The organism is Serratia sp. TSA_130.1 (genome assembly GCF_052691795.1).
Genome location: NZ_JBQZFS010000001.1, coordinates 472,468 through 492,730 on the forward strand (window position 1 = coordinate 472,468; position 20,263 = coordinate 492,730).

Annotated in this window: 15 protein-coding genes and 1 pseudogene; 3 read left to right on the forward strand and 13 right to left on the reverse strand. The window is 58.7% G+C overall.

The window, feature by feature from the left end; translation table 11 throughout:
• Positions 1–24 precede the first annotated feature (24 nt).
• The 6 genes from lpxO to putP form a co-directional block, all read right to left on the reverse strand.
• Entirely contained in the window at positions 25–927 is a 903-nt protein-coding gene (gene lpxO / locus ACUTQY_RS02210) for a lipid A hydroxylase LpxO (protein ID WP_025303230.1), read from the reverse strand.
• Positions 928–1,162: 235 nt separating this feature from the next.
• Entirely contained in the window at positions 1,163–1,951 is a 789-nt protein-coding gene (gene phoH, locus ACUTQY_RS02215; protein ID WP_015378226.1) for a phosphate starvation-inducible protein PhoH, read from the reverse strand.
• A gap of 718 nt (positions 1,952–2,669) precedes the next feature.
• On the reverse strand, positions 2,670–3,968 hold the full coding sequence (gene efeB, locus ACUTQY_RS02220; RefSeq protein WP_042784800.1) for an iron uptake transporter deferrochelatase/peroxidase subunit: 1,299 nt from the start codon (positions 3,966–3,968) through the stop codon (positions 2,670–2,672).
• An 11-nt stretch (positions 3,969–3,979) separates the two neighbouring features.
• Positions 3,980–5,116, reverse strand: a complete 1,137-nt coding sequence (gene efeO, locus ACUTQY_RS02225) for an iron uptake system protein EfeO (RefSeq protein ID WP_046687291.1) — start codon at positions 5,114–5,116, stop codon at positions 3,980–3,982.
• A gap of 20 nt (positions 5,117–5,136) precedes the next feature.
• Complete coding sequence (gene efeU, locus ACUTQY_RS02230; protein WP_033643493.1) at positions 5,137–5,982, reverse strand: iron uptake transporter permease EfeU; 846 nt, start codon at positions 5,980–5,982, stop codon at positions 5,137–5,139.
• A gap of 245 nt (positions 5,983–6,227) precedes the next feature.
• On the reverse strand, positions 6,228–7,712 hold the full coding sequence (gene putP, locus ACUTQY_RS02235; protein ID WP_033643494.1) for a sodium/proline symporter PutP: 1,485 nt from the start codon (positions 7,710–7,712) through the stop codon (positions 6,228–6,230).
• Positions 7,713–8,283: 571 nt separating this feature from the next.
• Here putP and putA point away from each other — a divergent pair.
• Positions 8,284–12,255, forward strand: a complete 3,972-nt coding sequence (gene putA, locus ACUTQY_RS02240; protein ID WP_046687292.1) for a trifunctional transcriptional regulator/proline dehydrogenase/L-glutamate gamma-semialdehyde dehydrogenase — start codon at positions 8,284–8,286, stop codon at positions 12,253–12,255.
• 201 nt (positions 12,256–12,456) lie between these two features.
• Positions 12,457–12,549, forward strand: a pseudogene (locus tag ACUTQY_RS02245) (type II toxin-antitoxin system HicB family antitoxin); the annotation flags it as partial.
• 29 nt (positions 12,550–12,578) lie between these two features.
• Here ACUTQY_RS02245 and tcyN read toward each other — a convergent pair.
• The 7 genes from tcyN to ACUTQY_RS02280 form a co-directional block, all read right to left on the reverse strand.
• Positions 12,579–13,331, reverse strand: coding sequence for an L-cystine ABC transporter ATP-binding protein TcyN (tcyN, locus tag ACUTQY_RS02250; protein ID WP_033643496.1), 753 nt, complete (start codon positions 13,329–13,331; stop codon positions 12,579–12,581).
• Between the two features lie 3 nt (positions 13,332–13,334).
• A complete protein-coding gene (gene tcyL, locus ACUTQY_RS02255; protein ID WP_033643498.1) occupies positions 13,335–13,997 on the reverse strand; it encodes a cystine ABC transporter permease in 663 nt (220 codons plus the stop codon).
• Positions 13,997–14,797, reverse strand: coding sequence for a cystine ABC transporter substrate-binding protein (tcyJ, locus tag ACUTQY_RS02260; RefSeq protein ID WP_033650878.1), 801 nt, complete (start codon positions 14,795–14,797; stop codon positions 13,997–13,999). The genes tcyL and tcyJ overlap by 1 nt, the downstream gene beginning before the upstream one ends.
• 115 nt (positions 14,798–14,912) lie before the next feature.
• Positions 14,913–15,905 carry a D-cysteine desulfhydrase gene (locus tag ACUTQY_RS02265; RefSeq protein WP_033643500.1) on the reverse strand — a complete coding sequence of 331 codons (993 nt, stop codon included), beginning with the start codon at positions 15,903–15,905 and terminating at the stop codon, positions 14,913–14,915.
• Positions 15,906–16,029: 124 nt separating this feature from the next.
• A complete protein-coding gene (fliZ, locus tag ACUTQY_RS02270; protein WP_033643501.1) occupies positions 16,030–16,539 on the reverse strand; it encodes a flagella biosynthesis regulatory protein FliZ in 510 nt (169 codons plus the stop codon).
• 56 nt (positions 16,540–16,595) lie between these two features.
• Positions 16,596–17,318 carry an RNA polymerase sigma factor FliA gene (locus tag ACUTQY_RS02275; RefSeq protein WP_004934752.1) on the reverse strand — a complete coding sequence of 241 codons (723 nt, stop codon included), beginning with the start codon at positions 17,316–17,318 and terminating at the stop codon, positions 16,596–16,598.
• A gap of 182 nt (positions 17,319–17,500) precedes the next feature.
• Positions 17,501–18,568: a flagellin FliC gene (locus ACUTQY_RS02280; protein WP_033643502.1), complete on the reverse strand. Its 1,068-nt coding sequence runs from the start codon at positions 18,566–18,568 to the stop codon at positions 17,501–17,503.
• Positions 18,569–18,849: 281 nt separating this feature from the next.
• On the opposite strand from ACUTQY_RS02280, the gene fliD reads away from it, so the two are divergent.
• On the forward strand, positions 18,850–20,250 hold the full coding sequence (fliD, locus tag ACUTQY_RS02285; protein ID WP_033643503.1) for a flagellar filament capping protein FliD: 1,401 nt from the start codon (positions 18,850–18,852) through the stop codon (positions 20,248–20,250).
• Positions 20,251–20,263 lie beyond the last annotated feature (13 nt).

Sequence of the window (20,263 nt, forward strand, 5' to 3'; positions counted from 1 at the left end):
GCACTCTGTGCGCCCCTGCCTTCGTTATACCGAGAAGAATATCGCCGCGGCGATCCCCCCGAACAAAATCCACTTGATGATGTAATAACCGGTGCGGTTCCAGGCCTTCAGGCGTTTTCCCACCCGGCGTATCGCATAGATATATTTGAACATCTTGTTGACGCCGCCGGTGCGATCGCCCTCTTCATTCGGCGCCGTGGCGGCGCTCATCAGGTTGCGCCCCAGCCAGTGATTCACCGCCTGCGCCCAGCGGTAGCGCATCGGCCGTTCGATGTCGCAGAACAGGATCAGACGATTCTGCCCGCTCTGGTTTTCCGCGTAGTGCAGATAGGTTTCATCGAACATCACCCCTTCACCGTCGCGCCAGCTGTAGCGCTCACCGTCCACCTCAATGAAGCAGCGGTCATCGTTGGGGGTAATCAACCCCAGGTGATAACGCAGCGAACCGGCGTAAGGATCGCGGTGGCGCGGCAAACGGCTGCCGTCCGGCAGTTCGGCGAACATCGCCGCCTTGACCGAAGGCAGGCTGCGCAGCAGTTCCGTGGTCTGCGGACACAGGGTCATGGCGGAAGGATGGCTGTCTTCATACCATTTCAGATAAAAGCGCTTCCAACCGGTCTTGAAGAACGAGTTGAAACCGGCATCGTTGAATTGATCGGACGCTTTGATCTGCTGGATCTCCATCAGCTTCTGTCCTTCGTCGCGGATGGTTTCCCAGTTCTCCCGCAGTACCGCCAGCTCAGGGAACTGCTCCGGCTTCAGGTACGGCGTAGTCGGCACACGAGAAAACAGATACATGAAGACGTTCAGCGGTGCGGTAAAGGTGGAATGGTCAGACAGCTGCCGCCAAACGTTGTAGCGCACCCGTCCGCGGTAATGCACATAGACGACGCATAAAATAAGCAAAATCAGAATGATATATTTCATGTTTGAATCGCAGCAAGGAACCCACACTCAATGCGCCGCGCGGCGCACACCCCAGAAAATGTCCTTTTGGCGGCGCAGGCAAACTGCGCGCCAATCTGGAACCCATTAATCATTAACGCTAACTCAACGAAAATCTATACAGAAAACCACAATAATTTACACAAAGGTTAAACGAGAGGGGAAATGGGGGGCGATAAAAAAGGCCGCCGAAGCGGCCTTTCCATTAGCGGATAGGTTAACTGTAAGCGTTTAGCGTGCGCTGGCACAAAGCGGAGCGCACGCAGTCCTGTTTTTCAAAGCGGATAACGCCGATCATCTCGTCCTCTTCGAAGCGCTCCAGGGCATCGCTGAGACCGGATTTCACGCCGCGCGGCAGGTCGCACTGGGTCACGTCGCCGTTAACGATAACCGTCACGTTTTCCCCCAGGCGGGTCAGGAACATTTTCATCTGGCTGGCGGTCACGTTCTGGGCTTCATCCAGGATAACGACCGCATTTTCGAAGGTGCGTCCGCGCATATAAGCGAACGGCGCAATCTCTACCTTGCCGATTTCCGGGCGCAGGCAGTACTGCATAAAGGAAGATCCTAAACGACGTACCAGAATGTCATACACCGGGCGGAAATAAGGGGCGAACTTCTCGGAGATATCCCCCGGCAAGAAACCGAGGTCTTCATCCGCCTGCAAAACAGGACGGGTAACGATAATCCGATCCACCTCTTTATGGATCAGCGCCTCCGCCGCCTTGGCGGCGCTGATGAATGTTTTGCCACAGCCGGCTTCGCCGGTGGCGAAGATCAGCTGCTTATTCTCTATGGCTGATAAGTAATGACCCTGAGCTTCGGTTCTAGCCTCGATGGGTGAGCTATCGCGCTTGTCTCGCGCCATGCCGATAGACTCGACTCCCCCCATTTGCACCAGCGAGGTCACAGACTCTTCTTCCAGCTGGCGATGACTACGAGCGTCACGACGAATAACGCGTTTCGCTTCACGACGTGCTTTGATCACTGCTTTCTGTCTACCCATAGTGGCACCTTACAGTTTGTTTCACCTACCGCAACGGCCAGGCCGTGCGATTATGTTTCACACACGTATTAGGTTTTGGCCTCCTCCGAGCCAATAAGAGCCAAGGGACAATGTGAATTGACGGCAACGTTTAAGCGCCGTTGCTTCACGGGACAACGCGGACTGCATCAATAAACGTGGAGTAAAAAGTGGTGAGATTCGGTAGCGATAAGAGTGCGGAGTTGCCGGTAAAAGAGAGTCGGAGAGAGAACCCTCGTTACAACGAGAAATCAGGGGAGATGTGTTATTTTTTCTTTCCAGCCCAACCAAGGACTTTACCATTAGCGATCCCCGCAGTGATATTTACAGCTTCAAGCTGTGCACCGTGTGAAAACTACCGCCAGATGATTACAGTATAATGACATTCAATCCTGTCGCGTTACTAAAATGTAAAAAAATTTTATATGTTTGGTTTTTAGTTATCGCTAAAACACTATATCACGCGCGACACGTCATTCCATAAAAATTTTTAACATATAAGTTTCAACGAATTACAATTAAAAACCGCGAATGACACTTTGGTTTCTTGATTAAATTTTGCACAACCAAAAGTCGGCGTGCCCTTCAGATTTTTTAATCCGCAGGCGACGGATTGAATTGAACTCCGTCGCTTAATGTCCCGCACAATAGGCAAGTCAACGTAAAACGAGGCAGGCGAGCCCGCCTCGTCATTGCGGGTTCAGGCCTTGAGCAGGCCGCTGGCCAAATAATCGCCGCGTTCTTTCACGCCCGGCAGCACGAAGAAATACCCGCCGCCAATCGGCTTGATGTATTCCTCCAGCGCTTCGCCGTTCAGCCTTTTTTGCACCGTCAGGAAACCTTTCTCCAGATCGGCCTGATAGCAGACGAACAGCAGCCCCATTTCCAGCTGGCCGGCATTGGATACCCCCAGTGAATAGCTGTAGCCGCGTCGCAGCATCAGATTGCTTTGGCTTTCCGGCGTGCGTGGGTTAGCCAAGCGAATGTGCGCGTCCATCGGGATCACCTTGCCGTCGGGATCGTTCGCGTAATTCGGCTCGTCATGTTCATGCTTCATGCCCAGCGGCGCGCCGCTGTGCTTCTCGCGGCCGAAAATGGTTTCCTGCTCCTGCAGCGGCGTGCGATCCCAAAACTCGACGCGGAAACGAATAATACGCGCCGCCTGATAGCTGCCGCCCGCCGTCCACGCCGGTTCACCGACGCTGTCGCCGACCCACACCACTTTATCCATCAGCGGCTTGTCGTCGGTTTTCGGGTTAGCGGTGCCGTCTTTGAACCCCAACAGGTTGATCGGCGTCTCTTTGCCTTTGCTGCGCGCCGCGTGCGCGGAGATGAACCCTTCCCGCTTCCAGCGCACGCTGAGCAGATCCGGCGAATGCTTAATGATGTCGCGCAGCGCGTGGAGAGCGGTTTCGTTGGTGTTGGCGCAGATCTGCAGCAGCAGGTCGCCGTGGCAAAGCGCGGCGTCCAGCGCATCGTTGGGGAAGCGCGTCATCTTCTGCAACCGCAGCGGTTTGTGCGCCTGCAGACCAAAACGTTCATCAAACAGCGATGCGCCGACCGAGACGGTGATGGTCAGGTTGTCCGGGTAAATCTCCGGCCCCATGATGCCGGAATCGAGCGGCGGCAGCTTGGCGTCCACCTCCGGCGCCTTGCCGCCGTGGGTCAGGAAGGCGATGCGATCGGTCAGCAGCCGGAACAGGCGCTCCAGATCCGCTTTGCTGGTCGCCAGCACATCGAACGCCACCAGCATCATCGCCGCCTGTTGCGGCGTCAGCACGCCGGCCTGATGGCGGCCATAAAACGGCTGTTTCTGCCAGCGCTCATCCTGCGGCGTCGCCAACGGCTCCGCCGCGTTACCCGCCGCCTGCGCCAGGCGGCTGCCGCCCAACGCCAGCGCGCCCAGCCCCAGCCCTTGCAGCAAACGGCGCCGCGAAGGCGACGCCGCTCCCTGAGAGTGCGGATGCGGCCCGTTATTCGGGCCTGCCTTGTTGCTCATAACCGTATGCCTCAGTCCAGACCCAATACGCCGCGCAGTTGGGAAAGATCTTCCGCCAACGTGGTGATCGGCCCTTTCAACGCATTGCGATCGGCATCGGTCAGCTTCTCATAGGACTCATAGCCGTCTTTGGTTTGGTACTTCGCCAAGATGGTGTCCACGGTTTTGAAGTTGGCGTCGATCTTGTCCAGCAGCGGCTTATTGGCCTTGACCAGCAAAGGACGCAGCAGGTTGACTATCTTCTGCGCGCCGTCGACGTTGGCCTGGAAATCCCACAAATCGGTGCGGCTGTAGCGGTCTTCTTCACCGCTGATCTTGCTGGCCGCCACCTCTTCGATCAGCCCGGCCGCGCCGCCCACCACTTTGCTCGGCGGGAAGGTCAGTTCACTCACGCGCTTTTGCAGTTCTACGGTGTCGTGATACAGACGATCGGCATATTTACCCATGTCTTTGGTTGAGTTGTCGGCAAACAACGCCTTCTCCAGACGGTGGAAACCGGTGAAGTTCGGATCCGCAGATTTCTTCTCGTAGTCGTCTTCGCGGGCGTCGATGCTGCCGTCCAGATCGGAGAACAGCTCGGCGATCGGCTCGATGCGCTCATAGTGCTGGCGGGTCGGCGCATACAGCTTGCGCGCTTGCTCCACGTTGCCGGCCTTCACCGCGTCGGTGAACAGCTTGGTTTGTTTCACCAGCCCATCGACTTCTTTGATGACGTAGACTTTGTATTCGGCGATCGGGCCAACCAGATCCAGCGCGTTCGGTTTGCCGTCGGTCGCGCCGTTGGCCGCTGCGGTGACAGTCAGTTTGCCTTTCGGGTTGCTCAGCAGCCCGCAGGTCATGTCGTATTCGCCCGCTTCCAGCGTGGCGGTCATTTTCTGGGTGAAGCCCGGCGCGATGTTTTCGCGCTCTTCCACCACCATCACCCCTTTCAGGATTTCCCATTCGACGTTTTTCTGGCTGGTGTTATGCACCACAAACTGCGTTTTGCCGGCCGGCACCGTCAGCTGCATCGGGTCGCACTGCTTGTCGTTGACCGTGACTTTGACCTGCGGCACGTCCGCCGCCAACGCGTTGATGCTCAGCGCAAACGCCGGGATAGCCAGTAATGCTGCGTGCAACGCCTTGCGGCGAAATAACGGAGTAGACATACGAGATTCCCTATTAAACATTAATGATTGATTTTACGTTGCGCCGGGGCCGCTGCCGGCTCCGCGCGCTGCGGCAGAAAGAAGAAAATCAGCGCCGGGATCAGATACAGGAAGTAGACCGCCACTTCGCTGACCGTCGGCGCTTCCTGATAACCGAGAATGCCTTCCAGCAGGGTGCCAAACAGCGAATGGGTCGACAGGGTGCTGCTGAAATCGAAGGCGATGTCCTGGAAATGGTTCCACAGACCGGCTTCGTGGAAGGCGCGGATCGCCCCGGCGGCCAGGCCTGCGGCGACGAACAGAATGAACAGGCTGGTCCATTTGAAGAATTTGGCCAGATGCAGCTTCACCCCGCCCCAGTAAATCATCATGCCCAGCACAATGGCGGCGACCAGGCCGAGCACCGCACCGATCGGCGCTGCGGCGCCCACGTCTTGCTGAAACGCCGCCAGCAGGAAGAATACCGACTCCAACCCTTCGCGAGCGACGGCGAAGAACACCATCGCCACCAGCGCCCACCCCTGCCCTTTACCGGCGCTGAGCGCCTGATCGATCGCCCCTTCCAGATGTACCTTGACCGACCTGGAGACTTTGCGCATCCAGAACACCATATAGGTGAGGATCAGCACCGCCACCACCGCCACGATGCCTTCGAACAGCTCCTGCTGTTTCTGCGGGAACTCGCCGGTGGTCTCATTGATGAAGATGCCGAGCGCCAGACACAGCGCCGCCGCGACAATCACGCCGATCCACACCGCGCCCAGCCATTGGCTGCGCTGCGTGCGCTTCAGGTAGCTGGCGATCAGGCTGACGATCAGCGCGGCCTCCAGCCCCTCACGGAACATGATAAGAAAGGGAACGAACATAACTAATCACCCCTGAAAAGACCGCGGCGGCAGAGAAAACCGGCTCGCAATGAGCCGCGGCGAGTATGTAAAGAAACGTAAAATACAACGAGAGTGATTATCATTCTGCCAAAAAGAAATACAAGAGGCGCAAGCGTGATTTTTTCTAATCAAATGTCGCCAGGTGTTACAGCTGAATGACAGTGGCGAACAGGCAAAAAGAAGGGGCGCTCTGAGCGCCCCTTGCTGACTGACAGTGAACGGCGTTATACCGTTTTGTACTCGGCTTCCGCCTGATCGAAACGTTCGGTCATGGTGGAAGACGGCTGGCGGCCCATCAGGCTCACCACCACAATGGCCAGACAGCCCAGGATGAAGCCCGGGATGATTTCGTACAGGCCCAGCCATTCGTACTGTTTCCAGACGATCACCGTCACCGCGCCGACCAACATGCCGGCCAGCGCGCCGTTGCGGGTCATGCGCGACCACATCACCGAGATCAGCACTACCGGGCCGAAGGCGGCGCCGAAACCGGCCCAGGCGTAGCTCACCAGGCCCAGCACGCGGTTCTCCGGGTTGGCCGCCAGCGCGATGGCGACCAACGCCACCACCAGCACCATGACGCGGCCGACCCACACCAGTTCACGCTGGCTGGCGCCTTTGCGCAGGAACGCTTTGTACAGGTCTTCGGTGATTGCGCTGGAACAGACCAGCAGTTGGCAGCTCAGGGTACTCATAACCGCCGCCAAAATCGCCGACAGCAGCACGCCCGCCACCCATGGGTTGAACAGCAGCATCGCCAGTTCGATGAACACGCGCTCGCCGTTTTGCGACACGTTGCCGGCCTGATCCGGGTTATTGGCAAAGTAAGCGATACCGAAGAAACCGACGGCGATGGTGCCGGCCAGGCACAGGATCATCCAGGTCATGCTGATGCGGCGCGCGCTGCGGATGGTGCGGTGAGAATCCGCCGCCATGAAACGCGCCAGGATGTGCGGCTGGCCGAAGTAGCCCAGGCCCCAACCCAGCAGCGACAGGATGGCGACGAAGTTCAGCCCCTTCAGCATGTCGAGGTTGGCCGGGTTCTGCGCCTGGATCACCAGCATCGAGGTATCGATGCCGCCGACGGCGAAGATCACGATCACCGGGGTCAGGATCAGCGCGAAAATCATCAGGCTGGCCTGCACGGTGTCGGTCCAGCTCACCGCCAGGAAACCGCCGATGAAGGTATACAGGATGGTCGCCGCAGCGCCGGCCCACAGGGCGGTTTCGTAGCTCATGCCGAAAGTGCTTTCGAACAGACGCGCGCCGGCCACGATGCCGGAGGCGCAGTAAATGGTGAAGAACACCAGGATGACGATGGCCGAGATCACCCGCAGCAGCTTGCTGTTGTCTTCAAAACGGCTGGTGAAATAATCCGGCAGCGTCAGGGCATTGTTGTTGGCTTCGGTATGCACGCGCAGCCTTCCTGCCACCAGCTTCCAGTTCAGGTAAGCGCCGATGGTCAGGCCGATGGCGATCCAACTTTCGGAGATGCCGGAGAGGAAGATGGCGCCCGGCAGGCCCATCAGCAGCCAGCCGCTCATGTCGGAAGCGCCGGCGGACAGCGCGGTCACCACGCTGCCCAGACTGCGGCCGCCGAGAATATAGTCATCAAAGTTATTGGTTGCCCGGTAGGCAAGCAGGCCGATCAGCACCATCCCGAAAATGTATACCAGGAAGGTCACCAGCATAGGTGTGCTCATTGTCATTTAATTCTCCACTTTCATTATTATTCGCGTTTCGCTCCGGCCAAGCCGGCGCCGGTAAACCCACGCGCAATGCATTTCACTGGCCGCCGCGCCGGAACGTGGCGCAGCCTGCGAGCAAGTGCAGGTAAAATAGTTTCTGCCCGTAATTGTTGACCGTCGGTTATCCTAGATGAGCCTTTCATCAACCAACAAGATATTTAACAACAAAGTTACACAAAGTTTACCCTGCGTCACATTTACCGGGCTCAAAGGTTGCACTCACGACAAGCAAAATGAGTTGCACCCTGCTATTACCCTTATATACCGCAAGGTAAAGCGCCTGCGGCATCATTAACCCCGCCGCGTTCGCTCAATAACGCAACATTCGTGCCAACTGCCCGTGTTAAAAAATCGATGAAACTCACACTTCGCTCATCCGCCTGATTTAACAAGGTTGCACAAAGTTGCAACATGCAGGATATTGTCTGCATTCTTGACACCACACATCTCACGAACCTATCCCAACAGGCTTTCCGGCCTGCTGTTTGTCTAGCCTGATGGGATAGGTTCTAAACACAGGAGTTGGACAGGCATGGGCACTACCACAATGGGCGTGAAACTCGACGAGGCAACACGCGACCGGATCAAGAGCGCCGCGCAGCGCATCGATCGCACGCCGCACTGGCTCATCAAGCAGGCCATCTTTAATTACCTCGAGCGTCTCGAGAGCGGTACCGATATTCCTGAAATTCCAGCGCTGGCCGCAGCGGGTCAGCCTGAAGCGGACGACATTATGCCGCAAGCGCAGGAAGAGTCACACCAGCCATTCCTCGATTTCGCCGAACAAATTCTGCCGCAGTCGGTGACCCGCGCCGCCATCACCGCCGCGTATCGCCGCCCGGAGACCGAAGCGGTGCCGATGTTGCTCGAACAGGCGCGATTACCCGCCGATCTTGCACAGGCTACTCACAAAATGGCCTACGGCATCGCCGAGAAGTTGCGTAACCAAAAAAGTGCAAACGGCCGCGCCGGCATGGTGCAAGGCCTGCTGCAAGAGTTCTCCCTCTCCTCGCAGGAAGGCGTGGCGCTGATGTGCCTCGCGGAAGCGCTGCTGCGCATTCCGGACAAACCGACCCGCGATGCCCTGATCCGCGACAAGATCAGCAACGGCAACTGGCACTCGCACCTGGGGCGCAGCCCGTCGCTGTTCGTCAACGCCGCCACCTGGGGCCTGCTGTTCACCGGCAAGCTGGTGTCGACCCATAACGAAGCCAATCTGTCCCGCTCGCTGAACCGCATTATCAGCAAGAGCGGCGAGCCGCTGATCCGCAAAGGCGTGGACATGGCGATGCGCCTGATGGGCGAACAGTTCGTGACCGGCGAAACCATCGCCGAGGCGCTGGCCAACGCGCGCAAGCTGGAAGAAAAAGGCTTCCGCTACTCCTACGACATGCTGGGGGAAGCCGCCCTGACCGAAGCCGACGCCCAGGCCTACCTGGTTTCCTATCAGCAGGCTATCCACGCCATCGGCAAAGCCTCCAACGGCCGCGGCATCTATGAAGGCCCCGGCATCTCCATCAAGCTGTCCGCCCTGCACCCGCGCTACAGCCGCGCGCAGTACGAACGCGTGATGGAAGAGCTTTACCCGCGCCTGCTGTCGCTGACCCTGCAGGCACGCCAGTACGATATCGGCATCAATATCGACGCCGAAGAGGCCGACCGTCTGGAGATCTCGCTCGATCTGCTCGAGAAGCTGTGCTTCGAACCGCAGTTGGCCGGCTGGAACGGCATCGGCTTCGTGATTCAGGCCTACCAGAAACGCTGTCCGTTCGCCATCGACGCTGTGATCGACATGGCGCAACGCAGCCGCCGTCGCCTGATGATCCGTCTGGTGAAAGGCGCCTACTGGGACAGCGAAATCAAACGCGCCCAGATGGACGGCCTGGAAGGCTACCCGGTATACACCCGCAAGGTGTACACCGACGTTTCCTATCTGGCCTGCGCCCGCAAGCTGCTGTCGGTGCCGAACCTTATCTATCCGCAGTTCGCGACCCACAACGCCCATACGCTGAGCGCCATTTATCACCTGGCCGGCAACAACTACTACCCTGGTCAGTATGAGTTCCAGTGCCTGCACGGCATGGGTGAACCGCTGTACGAACAGGTGGTGGGCAAAGTGGCCGACGGCAAACTGAACCGCCCTTGCCGCATCTACGCGCCGGTCGGCACCCATGAAACGCTGCTGGCTTACCTGGTGCGCCGCCTGCTGGAAAACGGCGCCAATACCTCGTTCGTCAACCGCATCGCCGACGCCACCCTGCCACTCGACGAGCTGGTGGCCGATCCGGTCAGCGCCGTGGAAGCGCTGGCGGCCAGCGAAGGTCAAATTGGCCTGCCGCATCCGCGCATCCCGCTGCCGCGCGAGCTGTACGGCGAGAAGCGCACCAACTCCAGCGGTCTGGATCTGTCCAACGAACAGCGTCTGGCTTCGCTGTCCAGCGCCCTGCTCACCAGCGCCAGCCATCCATGGCGCGCGGAACCGATCATCGACGCCGAGTTGGATCAGGGCGTCGAACAGCCGGTGATTAACCCGGCCGAGCCGGGCGATGTGGTCGGCTACGTGCGTGAAGCCACCGAAGGCGAAGTCAGCCGCGCGCTCGACGCCGCCGCGGCCGCCGGCCCAATCTGGTTCGCCACACCGCCGACGGAGCGCGCCGCGATCCTCGAACGCGCCGCCGAGCTGATGGAAAGCCAGCTGCAAAGCCTGCTGGGCATTCTGGTGCGCGAAGCGGGTAAAACCTTCAACAACGCCATCGCCGAAGTGCGTGAAGCGGTCGATTTCCTGCACTACTACGCCGGCCAGGTACGCGACGATTTCGCCAACGACAGCCATCGCCCGCTGGGCCCGGTGGTCTGTATCAGCCCGTGGAACTTCCCGCTGGCGATCTTCACCGGCCAAATCGCCGCCGCGCTGGCGGCGGGCAACAGCGTGCTGGCCAAACCGGCCGAGCAAACGCCGCTGGTGGCCGCGCAGGCGGTGCGTATCCTGCTGGAAGCCGGCATTCCGCAAGGCGTGCTGCAGCTGCTGCCGGGCCAGGGTGAAACCGTCGGCTCAACGCTGGTTAACGACGCCCGCGTCCGCGGCGTGATGTTTACCGGCTCCACCGACGTCGCCGGCATTCTCCAGCGCAGCATCGCCGGTCGTCTGGATCCGCAAGGCCGTCCGACGCCGCTGATCGCCGAAACCGGCGGCCTGAACGCCATGATCGTCGACTCCTCCGCCCTGACCGAACAGGTGGTGACCGACGTGGTGGCCTCCGCCTTCGACAGCGCCGGGCAGCGTTGCTCCGCGCTGCGTATCCTGTGCATTCAGGAAGACGTGGCCGAGCACACGCTGCAAATGCTGCGCGGCGCGATGGCCGAATGCCGCATGGGCAACCCGGAACGCCTGTCCACCGACGTGGGCCCGGTGATCGACGCCGAAGCCAAAACCGGCATCGAACGCCACATCCAGGCGATGCGCGCCAAAGGCCGCAAGGTGTACCAGGCCGCCAAAGGCAGCGCGCAGGATGAGAAAGAGTGGGCGCGCGGCACCTTCATCAAACCGACGCTGATCGAGCTCGACAGCTTCGACGAGCTGCAGAAAGAGATCTTCGGCCCGGTGCTGCACGTGGTGCGCTTCCAGCGCAACAATCTGGACGCGCTGGTCGATCAGATCAACGCCGCCGGTTATGGCCTGACGCTGGGCATTCACACCCGTATCGATGAAACCATCGCCCGGGTGACCGAACGCGCCAAGGTCGGCAACCTGTACGTCAACCGCAACATGGTCGGCGCGGTGGTCGGCGTACAGCCGTTCGGCGGCGAAGGCCTGTCGGGCACCGGCCCGAAAGCCGGCGGTCCGCTGTATCTGTACCGTCTGCTGGCCAACCGTCCGGACGACGCGCTGCAGCGTACGCTGCACCGTCAGGACGACGAGCGCCCGATGGAAGCCACCGCGCGGCCGCAGCTGTTAGGCGCGCTGCAATCGCTGGAGAAATGGGCGGTCACCAGCCAACAAGGCGAACTGGCGGCATTGGCGCAGCGCTATGCGGAACTGGGCCAGGGCGGCACCGTACGCCCGCTGCCGGGCCCAACCGGCGAGCGCAATACCTATGCCCTGTTGCCGCGTGAACGCGTGCTGTGCCTGGCGGATAACGAAACCGACGCGCTGATCCAGCTGGCCGCCGTGCTGGCGGTTGGCAGCTGCGCGCTGTGGCCGGAAGCGGAACTGCAACGCAATCTGTTCCGCCGCTTGCCGAACGATGTGCAGGCGCGCATCGCCTTCAGCAAAGACTGGCAGCAGGACAAGGTCGAGTTCGACGCCGCCATCTACCACGGCGATGCCGACCAGCTGCGCACCCTGTGCGAGCAGATCGCCCAGCGCGGCGGCGCCATCGTCTCGGTACAGGGCTTCGCCCACGGTGAAACCAACATCCTGTTGGAACGCCTGCTGATCGAACGTTCCCTGAGCGTCAACACCGCCGCCGCCGGCGGTAACGCCAGCCTGATGACCATCGGTTAACGCATCCTCAAGGCTGCACGCGTTGCAGCCTGATGGGCTTACCGCTACGCAAACCCTGCCTCGTGCAGGGTTTTTTATTGTCCGCAGGCCGATCGGCCGTTAGCGCCTTGTTATCCTTACAGGGTGGGGCATCGCTCATGGACGATAACAACATAGACGGATTACTCTGCTTGAAAGCCGCGTCAGAGCGCTACGAGACACATTGACTTTCGGGTTCGGCAATATCCGGGATACGGCAGCCGCAGCGGATTTCTCGCCGCCGCCGCGCGAAACGAATGGTTGAAAGCGGAGTGAATGCGGTCGGGGGAAACGCCCCCGCCGCCTTATTGATTCCGGAACTTGTCGAGGAATTGCTGGGTGCGCTGATGCTGCGGATTGGCGAACAGCGCTTTGGCCGGGCCCTGTTCGACGATGCGGCCGTGATCCATAAAGATAACCCGATCGGCCACGTCGCGAGCGAAGCTCATCTCATGGGTGACGATCACCATGGTGCGTTTCTCTTCCGCCAGTGAGCGCATGGTATTGAGCACTTCCCCCACCAGCTCGGGATCGAGCGCCGACGTCGGCTCGTCGAACAAAATCACCTCCGGCTGCATCGCCAGCGCGCGCGCGATAGCCACCCGCTGCTGCTGCCCGCCGGACAGCCGACGCGGATAAGCCGCCTCTTTACCGCTCAGGCCCACTTTGGCCAGCAACGCGCGAGCACGCTGTTCGGCGCTGGCTTTCGCCTCGCCTTTAACGATAACCGGCCCTTCAATGATGTTTTCCAGCACCGAACGGTGCGGAAACAGGTTGAAGTTCTGGAACACGAAACCGACCTGCTGACGCAGCGCGCGCACCTGATTTTTCTGTTTGCTCAGCGGCTTGCTGCCGTCGATCCGGATATCGCCGACGCGGATGGTGCCGGAATCCGGCTCCTCCAGCAGGTTGATGCAGCGCAACAAGGTGGTTTTCCCGGAACCGCTCGGCCCGATGATCGCCACCACTTCGCCGGCGTCCACCGCCAGATCGATCCCATGCAGCACCGTCTGACCTTTGAACTGCTTGGTCAATTGCTTAACTTCAATGGCACTCATGCGCTACTCCTGATCCTGGCGATTAACGTGGGCTTCCAGACGGTTTTGCAGTGCGGAAAGCAGGGTCGCCATCACCCAGTAAATCAGCGATGCCGCCAGGTACATGGTGAACACTTCCAGCGTGCGCGAGGTGATCAGCTGCGCCTGGCGGAACAGTTCCGGCACCTGAATGGTGGCGGCCAGCGAAGTGTCTTTCACCAGGCCGATAAAACTGTTGCCCAGCGGCGGCAAGGCGGTGCGCGCCGCCTGCGGCAGGATCACCCGGCGCAGGGTTTGCCAACGAGTCATGCCGATGCTGGCGGCGGCTTCCCACTGCCCTTTATCGATCGACGAAATCGCCGCGCGCAGCGTTTCTGAGGTGTAAGCGGCGGTATTGAGCGACAGGCCAATCAGCGCCGCCGGGAAGGGATCGAATTCAACGCCGAACTGCGGCAGACCGTAATAGATCATAAACAGCTGGGCGATCAGCGGCGTGCCGCGGAACAGCGATACGTAAATGCGCGACAGCCACGACAGCGGCCAAAGCGGCGAAAGGCGCATCAGCGCCAGCAGAAAACCGAGCAACAGGCCGAACGCCATACCGCCCAGGCTAAGCTGGAGCGTCAGTATGGCGCCTTTCAATAAAAATGGCGCTGAATCCAGCGCCAGTTGAATACTTTCGTGCATTATTTAGTTACGTCCGCGCCAAACCATTTCTCGGAGATCTTCGCCAGCGTGCCGTCTTTTTGCATCTCGGCGATCGCCTGGTCAATCGCGGCCAGCAGCTCTGGGTTATTCTTGCGCAGCGCCACGCCGGACTCCTGGCGGGAGAATGCCGGGCCGGCCACCGCCAGCGTATCGCCGGTTTTCTTCACCAGATCCAGCGCCGCCAGACGGTCCACCAGAATGGCGTTGATACGGCCGACGCGCAGATCCTGATACTTGGTCGGATCATCGTCGTAAGTGCGCACGTCTACACCCTGCACGTTCGCACGCAGCCATTGCTCATAGTTGGTGCCCAGGCCAACGCCGACCTTCTTGCCCTTCAGGTCTTCCGGCTTGGTGATCGTGCCTTCGTTGCCCTTTTTCACCAGCGCCTGAATGCCGGAAACGGTGTAAGGGGTGGAGAAGTCATATTTCTTCTTGCGCTCATCGGAGATTGTCACCTGGTTGATCACCACGTCGATGCGTTTTGACTCCAGCGACGCCAGCATGCCGTCCCACTTGGTCGGGTTCAGCTTGGCTTTCACGCCCAGATGTTGCGCCAGCGCGTTGGCGAAATCCACTTCGAAACCGGTCAATTTGCCGTCTTCACCCTGGAAGCTGAACGGCGGATAGGTGCCTTCCAGCCCAACGATCAGCGTGCCGCGCTGTTTCACCTGCTGCAGCAGGTTATCGGCGGCGTAGGTTTGCGTCGTCACACCGGCGGCCAACGCAATACCCACCACGCCCAACAACCATTGACGACGAACTTTCGCAAACATCATAAACACCCCTGTGTGTTATTTATCTTTTTTGATATCAGCACTTTAACAGTGCGACCGCCCGCATAAAGGAATATAACTTTATAAATATAGTTCAAAATGGAATAACAAGCGGCATTTACACCTGCGGATGGTAGGCGAACAGCGCCGGCGCACCGCCGGTGTGAACGAACAGGATGGGCCCTTCGTCGCGGAAACGCCGCTGGGCGATGCCGTCGATCAAACCGGCCATCGCTTTGCCGGTATATACCGGATCCAGCAATACCCCCTCTTGCTGCGCCAGCAGCTGCACCGCCGCCATGCCTTCTTCATTCGGCATGCCGTACTGCGGCGCGAAGTAATCGTCCCACAGCGCGATCGGCGCCAGTTCGTCGATATTCAGCGAACAGGCCAGGGCTTTCTGGATTTGTTCCACCTTCGGCAACTGATCGATCACGGTGCGCGAGACCGTCACGCCGATCAACTCGGTTTCAGGCAGCAGCTGTTGCAGCCCCACCGCCAGCCCGGCGTGGGTGCCTGCGCTGCCGGACGCCACCACCACCGAACTGAACGCCACGTTGCTGCGTTGGCTCTGTTCGGCGATTTCCAATGCGCACTGCACGTATCCCAGCGCGCCCAGCGCATTGGAGCCGCCCACCGGCACCACGTAAGGCCGGAAGCCCTGCGCCTCGAGGCGCGTCGCCAGCTCCGCCAGTTGCTGCTGCGGATCGTGCAGCGCTTCGCACATCACCACTTCGGCGTTGAACAAGCCGAGCAACAGGCGGTTGCCGTTGGTCAGGTAGTTTTCCGCGCGGGTATCGATAGGGTTTTCCAGCAGCGCGACACAGTGCAGGCCCAGTTTCGCCGCCACCGCCGCCGTCTGGCGCACGTGATTGGATTGAATGGCGCCGGCGGTAACCAGCGTATCGGCGCCTTGCCTCAGCGCATCGGCAGCCAGAAACTCAAGCTTTCTCAGCTTGTTGCCGCCCAGGGCCATAGGGGTGACATCGTCACGTTTAAGGTAGATTTCACGGCCGAGATAATCGGAGAGACGGGACAGTTTTTCCAGCGGCGTGGCGACGCCAACCAGATCCAGACGCGGAAATTGCGCCAGTTGTTGTTGCAGGTTCACTACTTCCCCCCAGGGAATCGAGTATCAACATCTGATAACCGATAGATTTAGCAGATGTGAACTGAATAATCATCCTTTATCACGGGGGGATCCGCAGACCCCGGCCCAGCGGCCGGGGAAAATCTCAGTAGCTGCGCTGCCAGGCGAGATACTGATCGTATTTGCGCAGCGCAATGCGGTAGTTGTTGTGCGCTGCGGTAGGCAGATCGTCGATAATGCGCTGATGGCTGGCGCAGTTGGCGAACTTGTCTGCCGGGTAATTACGCGCCACCAGCATTTCGTCCAGCCGGCGCAGCCGCACCACGTACTCGCGAATGGTGCTGTGGCTCATCTCGGTCTGTTCGAACAGATACTGCTTGAACGCCATGATGTCGAAATAGCTCGGGTGGCTGTTGCAGGAAATCTCGCTGCAAAAGCGGCACAGTGCGGTCAGCTCATGCTGCACGTTTTGCCAGACCGCATCGTCGATCGGCTGATCCATGCGCGCGATGGCTTCTTTATTGATTATCTTGCCGCGAAACACCAGCGCCATGCGGTCCAACAATTTACCGCACTGGGAGCAATGGGTCTGGCTGTGCTTGTAATCTTTCAGGTAACGGCTAAGCGGCCGTTTCTTCAACAGTATTCCTGGCATAAGGGGCAGTCCGATTGTCGCATGAGTCATCGAGTTGAGGGGGCGGCAGCCCGCCGTCAGGTATCGTTCGCCAGCCGCGCACGCAGCCGTTTGATCGCCTGACTGTGCAGTTGACTGACGCGGGATTCCCCGACGTCCAGCACGGCGCCGATCTCTTTGAGATTCAACTCTTCCTGGTAATACAGCGTCAGCACCATTTTTTCGCGCTCCGGCAACGCCTCGATGGCGTCGATCACTCGCTGGCGCAGGCTGCCTTCCAACAGGTGATGCAGTGGGTTGGCCTCTTCATGCCCTTCCAGCATCGGTTCCGCGTTTTCGCCATGCTCCTCGCGCCATTCGTCGTAAGAGAAAAGCTGGCTGTTATTGGTGTCCAACAGAATTTGACGGTACTCATCCAGCGAAATATTCAGCGTCTGCGCCACTTCCGTCTCGCTCGCCGGCCGGCCATAACGCTGTTCCAGTTGCCGCATCACCTGCGCGACCTCGCGCGCGTGGCGCCGCACGCTGCGCGGCACCCAGTCGCGGCTGCGTAGCTCGTCGAGCATCGCGCCGCGAATGCGCTGCACCGCATAGGTGGTAAAGGCGGTTCCCTGTAGGGCGTCATAACGCTCAACGGCGTTCAATAACCCGATTCCCCCGGCCTGCAGCAAGTCGTCAAGCTCCACGCTGGCGGGCAACCTGACCTGCAGGCGCAGCGCCTCGTGGCGCACTAACGGGACGTAGCGCAGCCAGAGAGAATTTTTGTCCATCACGCCTTCGGCGGTATACAGATCGCTCACTATGTCTTAAACCTGCGGATAAGAGAGTCAGCGCTATTATGCGTAGGGGGCGAAATGCCAATCGGCTGAACAGTCGCACAAAACGGGCTTTATTTGCGCCATGTAATAACCGCGCGGTGCGCGAGCATAAAAAAACCCCGCCGAAGCGGGGTTTCTTTGCGACAGTTAATCGGGAGAGACGATTAACGCAGCAGGGACAGAACGTTCTGAGTAGACTGGTTAGCCTGTGCCAGAACAGAGGTGCCAGCCTGTTGCAGGATGTTGGCACGGCTCATGTTGGACACTTCGGTCGCGTAGTCAGCATCCTGAATACGGGACTGAGAAGCGGACAGGTTGTTCACGGTGCTGTTCAGGTTGTTGATAACAGAATCGAAACGGTTCTGTACCGCACCCAGAGAAGAACGCAGGCCGTCAACCTGTGCCAGCGCTTTGTCCAGGGTTGCCAGTGGATCTTTAACGTCAGTAACGTCAGCACCCTTGGTTACAACGCCTTTGTCGTCGATTTTCGCAGTAGCGTAGGTTTTTGCGCCAGTCGCTGCATCAGTAGTCTGAATGTAGTAACCTTCTTTACCGTCTTTGTCTTTACCGGAAACCAGAGTCGCTTTCTCTAAAGCGCCACCAGTTTTGGAAGATTCAGCCAGGTCGAAAGCAACATCTTTACCGGTGTCATCTTTAACCATGGCTTTATCGGCAATTGCAGAGCCAATTTTGGTGCCTTTTTCGGTTACATCGAAACCAGTCAGACCCAGTTTGCCAGAATCGATCTTCTGCAGGTCGATATCGATGGTTTCACCGTCGTTAGCGCCAACCTGGATAGTCAGTTTCTGATCGCTGCTCAGCACTTTCACGCCGTTGAAGTCAGTCTGCTCGGAGATACGGTTGATTTCCGACATGCGCTGAGTGATTTCGTCCTGGATGGATTTCAGGTCGCTGGTGGAGTTAGAACCGTTCTGCGCCTGTACGGTCAGACGACGGATGTTCTGCAGGTTGTCGTTAACTTCGTTCAGTGCGCCTTCAGTGGTCTGCGCCAGAGAGATACCGTCGTTGGCGTTACGGGAAGCCTGAGTCAGGCCTTTGATGTTAGCGGTGAAACGGTTGGAGATCGCCTGACCCGCAGCATCGTCTTTCGCGCTGTTGATACGCAGACCGGAAGACAGACGCTCAATCGCAGTGCCCAGAGAAGACTGAGATTTGTTCAGGTTGTTCTGCGCCATCAGAGACAGGCTGTTAGTGTTGATTACTTGTGCCATTGTTTGCTTTCCTTACGAGTCAGTTGCGTTCTTCGCAACACAGTTAAAAGGTTCGGGCTTGTTTGCCCACGGCGTCAACCACCGTCCCCTCAGGTATCGGCCCTCCCCTAACAACCTTTAGAATTTTTTTAATTTTTTTTGCGTCCGCCGCAATGGCGGAAATAACGCGGTTTTTCCCTCTTCTATTGCGCCATCGGTTTTTTGTTTTTTTCGGTAAACTTTTTCATCACTGGGCCGATAACGCGTAAAGCGAATAAAGTCATAATCAAGGAGAATTACCCATGGCAACGATCAGTTCATTAGGTCTCGGCTCAGGACTCGACCTCAATGGCCTGCTGGACAAGCTGACTAAAGCGGAACAACAGCGCCTGACCCCTTACACCACCAAACAATCCAGCTATAAAGCCCAGTTGACCGGTTACGGCACGCTGAAGGGCGCGTTGGAAAAATTCGACAACCTCAGCAAAGAGATGGCGAAAGAGGACTTCTTCAAGGCCACCACCGCCACCGAACATGACGCCTTCAAGATCACCACCAACGCCAAGGCGGTGCCGGGCAACTATGTGGTGGAAGTGAAGAACCTGGCGCAGGCGCAAACCCTGACCACTCAGGCGAAAGTCAGCGACCAGGGCGAAAAATTAGGTAAAGAAGGCATCACCAACCGCTCTCTGACCATCACCGCCGGCAACCCGCCGAAAGAAACCAAAATCCCGCTCAGCGACGATCAAACCTCGCTGGTTGAGATGCGCGACGCCATCAACGGCGCCAAGGCCGGCGTCACCGCCAGCATCATGCGCGTCGGCGACAACGACTACCAGCTGGCGATCAGCTCTTCCACCACCGGCGAAAACAACAAGATCTCCCTCCAGGTCGACAATGACGACAAACTGGGCGATATCCTGAACTACAACGCCACCCGCGGCACCACCACCGCCATGAAGCAGACGGTCGCGCCGCAGGACGCGGAGCTGATGGTGAACGGCACGGCCATCAAACGCAGCACCAACTCGATCAGCGATGCCCTGCAGGGCGTCACCATCGATCTGAAAACCAAAACCAAAACCGATGAACCGCAACACCTGGTGATCAGCACCAACACCGCCGGCACCACCGACAAGATCAAAGAGTGGGTCGACAGCTATAACTCGCTGCTGGACACCTTCAACTCGCTGTCCAAGTTCACCCCGGTGAAAACCGGCGAAGCGCCAAACCCAACCAACGGCCCGCTGCTGGGCGACAACACCCTGCGCGGCATTCAGTCGTCGATCAAAAGCGCGCTGAGCGCCGCCCAGGACAACCCGGAGTTGAAAGGCCTGGGCAACCTCGGCATTTCCACCAACACCAAAACCGGCAAGTTGGAAATCGACAGCGCCAAGCTGAAGAAAGCGATGGATGAGAAGCCGGATCAGGTCAGCAACTTCTTCGTCGGTAACGGCAAAGACACCGGCATGGCCACCGAGATCCACAACGAGATCCAGAGCTACATCAAATCCGGCGGCATCATCGAGAACTCGACCAAAAGCATCAACACTAACCTCGATCGCCTGAACAGCCAGATCACCACGGTCACGGCCAGCATTCAAAACACCATCGATCGTTATAAACAACAGTTCGTTCAGCTGGATACCATGATGTCGAAAATGAACGGCACCAGTAACTATTTGGCTCAACAGTTCAAGTAACCCTTTAACAAGG